We start from the raw sequence: 9978 nt of genomic DNA, 5'->3' as shown, positions 1-9978 counted from the left end.
CCCCGCCGGTCGCGCCGCCGGCCCCGGCTCCGGCAGCTCCGGCACCGGCAGTGGCCGCCGCGCCGTCGTTCACCGCGACCGCCCCGGCTCCGACCGCTCCGGCACCGGCCCCGGCCGGCGAGTACCGGCCCGGCACCCCGGCGGTCGTCGCGCAGGCCCAGACCGCCGCGCGCATCGACGCCCCGGGCGCCGGCACCGAGCCGGCCGCCGCCTACGTCACCCCGCTGGTCCGCAAGCTGGCCGCCGAGCACGGCGTGGACCTGGCCTCGGTCACCGGCACCGGGGTCGGCGGCCGGATCCGCAAGCAGGACGTGATCGACGCGGCCAAGGCCCAGGCCAACGCCGCCGCGCCGGCCGCGAGCCCGGCGGCCGCCCCGGCCGCCAAGGCCCCGGTCACCCCCAGCCCGCTGCGCGGCCGCACCGAGAAGCTGACCCGCATGCGCGCGCTGATCGCCAAGCGCATGTACGAGTCGCTTCAGACCTCGGCGCAGCTGACCACCGTGGTCGAGGTGGACGTCACCAACGTCGCCCGGCTCCGGACCCGCGCCAAGGGCGAGTTCGAGGCCCGCGAGGGCGTGAAGCTGTCGTTCCTGCCGTTCTTCGCCCTGGCGGCGGTCGAGGCGCTGAAGCAGCACCCGAACGTGAACGCGGTCATCGACACCGACGCCGGCACGGTCACCTACCACGACTACGAGAACCTGGCCATCGCGGTGGACAGCGAGAAGGGCCTGATGACCCCGGTCATCAAGAACGCCGGCGACCTGAACCTGGCCGGGCTGGCCCGGGGCATCGCCGACCTGGCCGAGCGGACCCGCACCAACAAGGTCCTGCCGGACGAGCTGGCCGGCGGCACCTTCACGCTGACCAACACCGGCAGCCGCGGCGCCCTGTTCGACACCCCGATCCTGAACCAGCCGCAGGTCGGCATCCTGGGCACCGGCGCGGTCGTGAAGCGCCCGGCGGTCATCAACGACCCCGAGCTCGGCGAGGTCATCGCCGTCCGCTCGATGGTCTACCTGGCGCTGACCTACGACCACCGGCTGGTCGACGGCGCCGACGCCGCGCGCTTCCTGGTCACGATCAAGGAGCGCCTGGAGGAGGGCAAGTTCGACGCCGACCTCGGTCTGTAGAGCTTGTCTGTAGAGCTCACGGCTCACTGAAGACTGCCCCGGTCCGAAAGGACCGGGGCAGTCTCGCTTTTCCGCGCGGGAGTGCGGAAGTGCCGGAGCGCCGGAGCGCGGGCGTCTGCTCAGCGGGAGTAGAACTCGACCAGCAGCTGCTCGTCGAACGGCACCGGCACCTCGGTGCGCTTCGGCTCGTGGGTCAACATCACCGCGAGCTCGTCCCGCCGCACGTCCAGATAGGCGGCGGTCCGCTCGTCGGCGAACTGCCCGGCGGCGGCGGCCTGGAACGCCGGCATCCGCCGCGACTTCGGCCGCACCGCGACGATCTGGCCGGGCTTCACGGCGTACGAGGCGATGTCCACCTTCGCGCCGTCCACGGTCACATGGCCGTGGTTCACGAACTGGCGCGCGGCGTAGATCGACGGCGCGAGGCCGGCCCGGAGCACCACGGTGGCCAGCCGCGACTCCAGGGCCGCGATGACGTTCTCCCCGGCCCGGCCGGACCGCCGGCGGTTCTTGTCGAACAGGGTCCGGAGCTGGCGCTCGGACAGATCGTAGTACCAGCGGATCTTCTGCTTCTCGGCCAGCTGGCGGCCGTAGTCGCTCTGCTTCCCGGCGCGCTTGCCGAGCGCGTGCTGGCCGGGCGGCAGCGGGCGGCGCACCATCACGCGCTCGGCCTTGGCCGTCAACGGCACCCCGGCCCGGCGCGAACGGCGCACCTTGGGCCCCGTGTACCTCATGAATCACTTCCTTCTTCGCTCTGGGATTCCTCTAACTTAGGCTAGCCTAACCTTCCTTCTGCTGACGCCGCGCCCCGGGATGGCGAGGATCACAGGTCTATGCTGCTGATATGCGGATCGCGATCACCGGCTCCACGGGACTGATCGGCTCGGCCCTGTCCACCGCGCTCACCGAAGACGGCCACGAAGTGGTCCGCCTGGTCCGGCACACGCACCCGGACGAGGCCGCCGGGGAACGCCACTGGTCACCGTTCGGCGACCCCGACCCGAAGCCCTACGAGGGCTGCGACGTCGTGGTGCACCTGGCCGGCGCGGGCCTGGGCGACAAGCGCTGGTCGGCCGCCTACAAGCGGGAGGTCCGCGAGAGCCGCGTCCACGGCACCGACACGCTGGCCCGCTCGCTGGCCCAGCTGACGGAGCGGCCCAAGGCTCTGCTGTCGGCGTCGGCGATCGGCTACTACGGCGACACCGGCACCGCCACGGCCACCGAGGACTCGCCGGGCTCCGAGGACTTCCTGGGCGCGCTGTGCCGCGACTGGGAGGCCGCGACCAAGCCCGCCGAGGACGCCGGGATCCCGGTGGCGCACCTGCGCAGCGGGGTGGTGCTGGGCGGCTCCGGCGGCGCGCTGGCCCGGATGCTGCCGTTCTTCAAGGCCGGGATCGGCGGGCCGATCGGCAGCGGCCGGCAGTACTTCTCGTTCATCGGCATGGCCGACTACCTGGCCGCGGTCCGGCACGTCATGACCCCGACCGCGGACGGGACCATGACCGGCGCGGTGAACATGACCGGCCCGCTGCCGGTGACCAACCGCGCGTTCACCAAGGCCCTGGGGCACGTCCTGCACCGGCCGACGATCATGCCGGTGCCCGGGTTCGCGCTGCGGGTGCTGTTCGGACAGATGGCGAACGAGCTCACCGGGAGCCAGCGGGTACTGCCCGCACGGCTGACCGAATCCGGGTTCACCTTCACGACACCGGACGCGCGGTCCGCGTTGGCCGCCGCGGTGGCCTGAACGGTCCCGAGTGCGGTCTCAGAACAGCCCCCTGAGACGTGCCCGAAGTGTGTAACGATCCGAATACCGAGCGTTCTCAAATGCTGAGACAGCTGCGGATTCGCAAGAGTACGCCACCGCGCCAAGGGTAGGCATCCCTGCACAAGCGCCGACGCTCGGCAGGCTTCGCCGTGCCCTGCGCGACCTGCGCGGGCCCACAAAGCACGCCGGGAGCTCGGCTCTAAAGGGTGGAGGGGCTCCAGTGACAGGGCAAAGTCCGAGCCACCGGCATCGCCTGGACGCCGACGTCATCGTCGTCGGCGCCGGGGTGGCCGGATTGCAGACCGCGGGACGGCTGCACGAGGCGGGTTTGGACGTACTGGTCGTCGAGGCGTCGGACCGGGTGGGCGGCCGGGCCGGCAGCGAGCGGGTCTCGGGGTTTCTGATCGACAAGGGTTTCCAACTAGTCAACTCCGCTGATCACGGGGAGCAGCAGAAACTGGAGTTGGGGTGCTTCGCGCCGGGGGTGGATCTCCAGCTGGACGGGAAGCGGATCCGGTATGGGGATCGGGTGGCCGGCGACCGGGCGGATCGAGCGGATCGAGCGGCTGGCGATCAGGGCTGCCATGAGATGGTCCTGAACTCGAATGCTGATCTCGGCCTCGGCACCACCACGATCCTGCGCACTCCCCTGGGCTCCCCGGCCGAACGCCGGCGCCAATCCGGGTGGCTGCTGCGCGTGGCGCTGAGCCGTCCCGAAACCATCCTGGACGCCCCCGAGCGCACCGCCGCGGCCCTGATCGCCGACCTCGGGCTCTCGCCGCGGGTGGTGGACGGGTTCGTGCGCCCGTACCTGGAGGCCTTCGCCGCCGAGTCGGACCCGGCGCTGTCGATATCCGGCCGGGCGATGGAGCTGACGCTGCGGCAGTTGGTGCGGGGCCGCTGGTGCATACCGACGCTCGGCATCGCGGCCATCCCGCAACGGCTGGCCGAGGAGCTGCCGCCGGGCGCGATCCGGCTGGAGACCGAGGTCCTGATGGTGCACGCCAACGGCGTCGCCACAGCCGATGAGGTGCTGCGCAGTTCGGCGGTGGTCGTCGCGACCGACCCGGCGACCGCCGTGGAGCTGCTGCCGGGCCTGCACGAGCCCCAGCTGCGCTCGGTGACCGCGTTCCACCACGTCACCGCGCTCCCCGCGCCGCGCGCCGAACCCGCGGTCCTGGTCGACGCCGACCCGCACTCCCCCGTGGCGCGTACGGCGGCGATCAGCCACGCGGTGCCGAGCCGGAGCCCGGACGGCCGGACCCTGATCTCGACGAACGTCGTGGGGCACGCCGGGACCCGCACCTCAGAGCTCGAATCGGCGGTCCGGGCCCGGCTCGCCGAGCTGTATCCGGGCGCCGACAGCCGCTGGGAGTGCGTGGCGGTGCACCACTTCCCGCACGCGGTGCCCGCGATGACCTCGCCGCACAACTTCCGGCGCCCGGTGCGGCTGATCCACGGGCTGTACGTGTGCGGGGACCACCGCGGCACCGCCGGCCTCGACGGGGCTCTGGAGTCGGGCCGACGGGCCGCGCGGTCGGTGTCGGCCGATCTCGGGGTGTCATTTCGGACCGGGGAACTCATCACCGCTTGAGGCGTAGGGCCCGGTGCCCGCCTCGGTGATCAAGCCCCGGTCTCCCCCTTGGTCAGGCCCCGGTGGTCAGGCCCCAGTGGTCATGCTCCGGCCACGGCGACCATCTCGCGCGAGCGAGTCGGCGCCGTGGCCTCGGCCACAAGAGCCAGGGCCAGGTCGGCGTACGCGAAGGTGTCGGCACCCGGAATCGGCGCCGTGGTACCGAGCCGGTAGCCGCCGGTGCCCTCACCCTCGTCGAGGTAGACCAGCGGCGGCGCGAGGACCACCCAGTCCAGCTCGGATGCGCGCAGCAACGGCAGCTGCGCCGCGTGGTTGCGGGAGAAGGCGCGCGCCTCGTCGGGCAGCGCGTCGCTGTCGTACGCCGGGACACCGGGCTCAACCTCGAGCGCCCCGCCGATACCCACCGCGACGAGCCTGCGCACGTCAGTCGCACTCAGCCCTTCGACCAGTGCCTTGGCCGCCGCGACGAAGTGGCCCTCGTCCAGCGTCGCCGCGGTGTTGATGACCGCGTCGTGGCCGGGCGCGAGCTTCGCGACGCTCGCCGCGTCGGTCACGTCGCCCGCGACGACGGTCACGCCGGCCTCCCGCGCGAGATCCGCATACTTGCCCGGGTCGCGCACAACCGCGGTGACCTTGTGCCCCCGCCGCACCGCCGCCGCGACCGTGGGCCGCCCCGCACGCCCACCGGCGCCGAAAACAATGATGTTCGCCATGCCCGCGACGCTACGACCGGTGGACCCAGTCACTGCAACGTAACTAGGCTCGACCTGTGGATAAGAGCACACCCCCGGGCCCGGACATGTTCGACGCGGCCTGCCCAAGCGCCGCATCCCCCTTCCGCATCGCCGACAAGTGGGGCGGCATGGTGGTGCTCTGCCTGGAGGCCGGCCCCCGCCGCTTCACCGAACTGCGAGTGCCGCTGCAACGCATCGCCCCGAAGGTCCTGACCGAAACCCTGCGCTCCCTGGAACGCGACGGCTTCATCACCCGCACGGTCTTCGACGAGAACCCTCCGCACGTGGAGTACGAGCTGACGCCCCTGGGCCGCAGCCTGCTCCCCGCGATCGCCGCCTGCCGCGAATGGGGCTTCGCGAACTTGGACAAGATGCGGGAGGCGCGGGAGCGGTACGACGGGGATGGAGCCGAGGCGGCCTGAGGGTGCGGGCCCCTACTCCCCCAGCGGAAAACTAGCCACAAACCGCCCGCGCGGATCCCACTCCCGCTTCACGGCCCGCAGCCGCTCCACCTCAGCCTCCGAAAACGCGTCGGCCAGCGTATCCGTCGCCCCCAAGAACGTCACCAGCCTCCCGCCGCTCACCGCGTCCCCGAGCGCGGCGACCAGCTCCGCTTGCTTGGCGGCCACCGCTGCGCCCGCCTCCGGGGTGAAGGCCAGGCCGAGGAGGTAGACCAAGTACTGCTCAGCGACCGGGCCGCGGGGGCCGGGGCGGGCACCGGTGAGGGCGCCGCCGAGGTGGCGGACCTGGATGCCGAGGAGGGGAGCGATGGGGCCGGTCAGCAGAGTCTCGATCACGTCCGCGTCGAAGCGGCCCAGAAGTTCGGTGCGGGACACGCTCGGGCCGGGGTCGACCGGGTCGTTGGTGATGGCCGCGATCTCCGCCAAGGGCAGTGGGCGCCACTCGCCGTTCAGCACGCCGCCGATCGCCTCAAGCGGCTTCAGCAGCGCGCGACCATCGCTCTCCGAACCCAGATACGCGACCGACACCGCGACCATCGCCGGCCCGCCGCCCGGCAACTGAACCGTCCCGGCCCACACCGAGAGTTCCGCCGGAGCCGTGGCCGTGACCTCGCGGAAGGCGTTGAAGACCTCGGCCGCCTGCGCCAGCGGCCAGAACACCGTGCCGCCGAACAGTTCCGGTTCCTCGTGCAGCCGCACGGTCAGCGCCGTCACGATCGCGAAGTCGCCGCCCCCGCCGGCCAAAGCGTGGAACAGGCCGGGGTTCTCCTCGGCGTTGGCGCGGCGCGGTTCGCCGTCGGCGGTCACGACTTCGAACTCGATCACGTGGTCCGAGGACATCCCGTACTTGCGGGCGAAGAAGCCGACCCCGCCGCCGAGCGTGTATCCGGCCACGGACACGGTCGGCGAGCTGCCGGGCTTGTGGACCAGTCCGTGGGCGGCGGCCGCGATGTTGAGCGCGCCGGACGTGACGCCCGCGCCGATGCGCGCGGTGCGGTCCTTGGCATCGATCGTCAGCTCGTCGAGGCGGGCGGTGCGTAGCAGGATCGTCCCGGCCGCCGTGCCCGACGCGCCGTGGCCGGTGGGCTGCACCGCGATCCGGGCCCCGGCCTCGTTCGCGTAACGGACCAACGCGGCCACGTCGGCGGCGTCGGCGGCCGTGACCACCGCGCGCACGTCCTGCTCGATCGCCAGGTTCCAGGGCCGGTGCGCGGTGTCGAAGCCCTCGTCGCCGGGCAGCAGGACCTCGCCGCGGACGGCGTCGCGCAGGGCGGACAATGACTCGGTTGACTCGGTTGACTCGGACATCGCGGGGCTCGCTTTCGTCGTGGTCGAAGATCACTGACGACGATACGGATCAGCACCGACACCCACCCGGCGCGGCCGGATCACGCGGCGGGAATCGTCCGCAGCACCTCGTCGATCGGCGTCGGCGCCAGCCCGAAGGTCTTCTCGGTCAGCGTGCTGTCCAGCACGAAGGGCTTCGCGAACTGGTACCGCGTGGCCCGCAGCTCCTTCGACATCTTGTCGAACAGCCCCGCGCCCCACAGCACCGCGTACGGCAGCTCGGTCAGCTTCGCCGGCGGCAGGCCGCGCACGGTCACGTAGCGATCGGCCAGCTCGCGCACGGTCAGCGGCGCGTTGGTGGGCACCAGCCAGGCCTGGCCCCAGGCCTTCTCCTCGCCGGAGACCACGGACAGCAGCTTGGCGACGTCGGCGATCGCGGTCCAGCTGTGCTTCACGTCCAGCGGCGTGGGGACGTAGGCGCGCTTGCCCTTCTCCAGCGGCTTGGCCAGCAGGAACGACAGGATCGAGTTGGCCTCGATGTAGTCGCTGCCCCGCACCTCGGTCATCCGGATCCGGCCGGCCTCGTGCCGGGCCAGGGCCTCGCGGTACATGTCGGCACGCAGCTTGAGCTTCGGGTGGGTCGCGGTCAGCGCGGTGTCGGGGGTGATCGGGCCGGTCACCGGGCCGTAGCCATAGAGGTTGTTGGCGACGGTGAGCACCGCGCCGCTGCGCTCGGCGGCGGTCAGCAGGGCGGCGGCCAGCGGCGGCCAGTCGGTGAACCACTGGTGGTAGGCCGGGCTCGCGCAGTTGTAGAGCGCGGCGGCACCCTCGGCCAGGCCGCTGAGCCGCTCGGCGTCGGTGGCGTCGGCGGCCACCCGCTCGACGTTCGCGTGCTCCGGCCCGGACCCGCTGCGCGTCACGACGCGCACCTGCTCGCCGCGCTCGGCCAGCACCTTCGCGGTGGCCGTGCCGACCGGTCCCGCACCCACGATGACGTGCAGCGCCATGATGTCCAACCCCTCTTCGACAGCTTCGGTGTCGCTCGGCGATCGCCTCGGTGTGCGATGCTTCGCTTTGAGAGCAGTGCTCTCCGTTGACATCACTGTGCACCGGAGCAGAGCACACTGTCAAGAGCAGTGCTCTCGCTTGTGTGCAATACTCACGGTATGAATGCGGCAAAGAGCCCGGCCCCGTCCATTCGAGCCCGAGTCCGCGCCGAGATGATCGGCGAGATCAAGCGGGTGGCCCTGGAGCACCTGGAACGCGACGGATCCGCACTGTCGCTGCGCGCGGTCGCCAGGGACATGGGCATGGTCTCCTCCGCGATCTACCGCTACTTCCCGAGCCGGGACGAACTGCTCACCGCTCTCATCATCGACGCATACAACTCGTTGGGCGAGGCGGTGGAGCAGGCCGACGGGGGCGTGGACCGCCGCGACGCCTACCTGTCGCGCTGGTTCGCGGTCTGCCACACGGTCCGCCGCTGGGCGATCGCCAGGCCCGCGGAGTACGCCCTCATCTACGGCAGCCCGATCCCCGGCTACAAGGCGCCGGATGAGACCATCGAGCCCGGGGCGTGGGCCATGATCGCGATGGCGCAGTGCGTCCGGGAAGCCGAGGCGGCCGGGAAGCTCCACGTTCCTGAGGGGATCGCACCGTTGCCCGCGACAGAGAACTCCGCCTATGCGCAAGAGCTCCGTATTACGGCGATCGGCATGGGGTTCGCTGAAGAATCACACGCACTAGAGCCTTTTCTAAGCGCTCTGACGATGGTCTTCGGCGCCGTGAACTTCGAAGTGTTCGGGCGGCTCAACCGGGTGTTCACGGAGCGGGGCGAGTGGTTCGACCGGCAGGTGCGGGATATGGCGGTGCGGATGGGACTCGGCCCGCGGTAGTTGCGCGATAGGTCGGCGATAGGTCGGCCGAAAAGGGGGTCTTCGGACTCGGCCGTGATGCCGGGGTCCCGGATGCGGCGGCAGCCGGCGGGGCGGAGACTGGCAGCAGGGAGGGCTCGCGGGGAACGGCGCGCCAGGCGTCGCTCCCGACCTGTCGCTATCACCCGGAGTCACCATGTCCCACCATCTCAGCGCCCCGAACCTGCGCTATCCGCGCGACGATGCCCGGCTGGACCTGACCGACACCTTCGTGTTCCCCGCCGCCGAGCCCGGACGCACTGTCTTCATCCAGGACTCGCACCCCTACGCCCCCTCGGACAGCGCCGGATTTCACCCGGACGCCGTGTACCGGATCAACGTCGACACCAACGGCGACGCCCTGGCCGACGTCGCCTTCAGCTTCATCTTCAGGCCCGCCGACGACGGCGGCCAGACGTTCACGCTCTACCGCGCAGTCGGCGCCGAGGCCGTCGCCCACGAGGCCGCCGGCGAGGTGCTGGCCCGCGACGTGCCGGTCAGCCTCGACGGCTCGTCCCGGTACACCGAGGCCGACGGCTACCGCGTCTTCGCCGGCCTGCGCAGCGACCCGTTCTTCATCGACCTGGAAGGCATCGTCGACAACTTCCAGTTCACCGGCAAGGACGCGTTCGGCCGCGCCAACGTGCACGGCATCGCCCTCGAAGTCCCCGACGAAACGCTGGGCACTGAGAAGGTCGGCGTCTGGAGCCGGATCAGCCTGAAGGAGGACGGGACGCTGCGCTCGGTCGAGCGCGGCGCGCACCCCTCGGTCATCGCCTTCCTGGTCCCCGACGAGATCAAGGAGGCCTACAACACCGGCGAGCCCGCCGAGGACCGCGCGAACTACCTACAGACGTTCATCGCAGAACTCGCCCACACCGGCAAATACGAGCCCCAGGCCGCCGAAGCCACCCTGGCCACCATCGTCCCGGACATCCTGGCCTACGACCGCACCGGCCCGGTGGCCTACCCCAACGGCCGGGCCCTCACCGACGACGGGATCAGCGCCCGCCTGGCCATGGTCTCCAACGGCGCCATCCCCGGCGACGGCCTGGTCCCCCACACCGACCTCCTGCCCGCCTTCCCCTACC

The 9978-nt window shown here is 71.5% G+C and carries 10 protein-coding genes; 6 read left to right on the top strand and 4 right to left on the bottom strand.

Translation table 11 applies throughout. The features are described from left to right. On the top strand, window positions 1-1130 hold a 1130-nt coding region (gene sucB / locus IZR01_RS45150; RefSeq protein WP_194927423.1), incomplete at its 5' end, for a 2-oxoglutarate dehydrogenase, E2 component, dihydrolipoamide succinyltransferase. A 119-nt stretch (window positions 1131-1249) separates the two neighbouring features. On the opposite strand, the gene rpsD is transcribed toward sucB, so the two are convergent. Further along, window positions 1250-1864 carry a 30S ribosomal protein S4 gene (rpsD, locus tag IZR01_RS45145; protein WP_194898765.1) on the bottom strand — a complete coding sequence of 205 codons (615 nt, stop codon included), beginning with the start codon at window positions 1862-1864 and terminating at the stop codon, window positions 1250-1252. A gap of 110 nt (window positions 1865-1974) precedes the next feature. Between rpsD and IZR01_RS45140 the strand changes: the two genes are divergently transcribed. Both IZR01_RS45140 and IZR01_RS45135 read left to right on the top strand, forming a co-directional pair. Beyond that, on the top strand, window positions 1975-2877 hold the full coding sequence (locus IZR01_RS45140; RefSeq protein WP_194927422.1) for a TIGR01777 family oxidoreductase: 903 nt from the start codon (window positions 1975-1977) through the stop codon (window positions 2875-2877). A 241-nt stretch (window positions 2878-3118) separates the two neighbouring features. Further along, the gene (locus IZR01_RS45135) at window positions 3119-4492 is read left to right on the top strand and encodes an NAD(P)/FAD-dependent oxidoreductase (RefSeq protein ID WP_194927421.1); all 1374 of its coding nucleotides are present in this window, start codon (window positions 3119-3121) and stop codon (window positions 4490-4492) included. Window positions 4493-4572: 80 nt separating this feature from the next. On the opposite strand, the gene IZR01_RS45130 is transcribed toward IZR01_RS45135, so the two are convergent. After that, window positions 4573-5205: an NAD(P)-dependent oxidoreductase gene (locus IZR01_RS45130; RefSeq protein ID WP_194927420.1), complete on the bottom strand. Its 633-nt coding sequence runs from the start codon at window positions 5203-5205 to the stop codon at window positions 4573-4575. Between the two features lie 86 nt (window positions 5206-5291). Here IZR01_RS45130 and IZR01_RS45125 point away from each other — a divergent pair, with 86 nt between their 5' ends. Continuing rightward, window positions 5292-5648 (top strand): winged helix-turn-helix transcriptional regulator, encoded by a 357-nt coding sequence (locus tag IZR01_RS45125; protein ID WP_194898773.1) that lies wholly within the window; start codon window positions 5292-5294, stop codon window positions 5646-5648. 12 nt (window positions 5649-5660) lie between these two features. On the opposite strand, the gene IZR01_RS45120 is transcribed toward IZR01_RS45125, so the two are convergent. Together IZR01_RS45120 and IZR01_RS45115 are read right to left on the bottom strand one after the other, a co-directional pair. Continuing rightward, window positions 5661-6995 carry an FAD-binding oxidoreductase gene (locus IZR01_RS45120; RefSeq protein WP_194927419.1) on the bottom strand — a complete coding sequence of 445 codons (1335 nt, stop codon included), beginning with the start codon at window positions 6993-6995 and terminating at the stop codon, window positions 5661-5663. A gap of 80 nt (window positions 6996-7075) precedes the next feature. Next, window positions 7076-7981, bottom strand: a complete 906-nt coding sequence (locus IZR01_RS45115; protein ID WP_194927418.1) for an NAD-dependent epimerase/dehydratase family protein — start codon at window positions 7979-7981, stop codon at window positions 7076-7078. Between the two features lie 159 nt (window positions 7982-8140). On the opposite strand from IZR01_RS45115, the gene IZR01_RS45110 reads away from it, so the two are divergent. Further along, window positions 8141-8869 (top strand): TetR/AcrR family transcriptional regulator, encoded by a 729-nt coding sequence (locus IZR01_RS45110; protein ID WP_194898771.1) that lies wholly within the window; start codon window positions 8141-8143, stop codon window positions 8867-8869. 175 nt (window positions 8870-9044) lie between these two features. Further along, window positions 9045-9978, top strand: a 934-nt coding sequence (locus IZR01_RS45105) for a DUF4331 family protein (RefSeq protein WP_194927417.1), incomplete at its 3' end; no start/stop codon positions are given.

The sequence above is a fragment of the Catenulispora pinisilvae genome, assembly GCF_015356865.1.
Taxonomy (GTDB): Bacteria; Actinomycetota; Actinomycetes; order Streptomycetales; family Catenulisporaceae; genus Catenulispora; species Catenulispora pinisilvae.
The sequence above is the reverse complement of the archived record's forward strand: the minus strand, read 5'-3'. Positions and strand labels throughout refer to the sequence as shown.

Excerpts from the sequence above, each read along its gene's own strand:
- IZR01_RS45125 (WP_194898773.1), top strand. The coding sequence starts at position 5,292 with ATGTTCGACGCGGCCTGCCCAAGCGCCGCATCCCCCTTCCGCATCGCC.
- IZR01_RS45130 (WP_194927420.1), bottom strand. The coding sequence starts at position 5,205 with ATGGCGAACATCATTGTTTTCGGCGCCGGTGGGCGTGCGGGGCGGCCC.
- IZR01_RS45115 (WP_194927418.1), bottom strand. The coding sequence starts at position 7,981 with ATGGCGCTGCACGTCATCGTGGGTGCGGGACCGGTCGGCACGGCCACC.
- IZR01_RS45120 (WP_194927419.1), bottom strand. The coding sequence starts at position 6,995 with ATGTCCGAGTCAACCGAGTCAACCGAGTCATTGTCCGCCCTGCGCGAC.
- rpsD (WP_194898765.1), bottom strand. The coding sequence starts at position 1,864 with ATGAGGTACACGGGGCCCAAGGTGCGCCGTTCGCGCCGGGCCGGGGTG.
- IZR01_RS45110 (WP_194898771.1), top strand. The coding sequence starts at position 8,141 with ATGAATGCGGCAAAGAGCCCGGCCCCGTCCATTCGAGCCCGAGTCCGC.
- IZR01_RS45140 (WP_194927422.1), top strand. The coding sequence starts at position 1,975 with ATGCGGATCGCGATCACCGGCTCCACGGGACTGATCGGCTCGGCCCTG.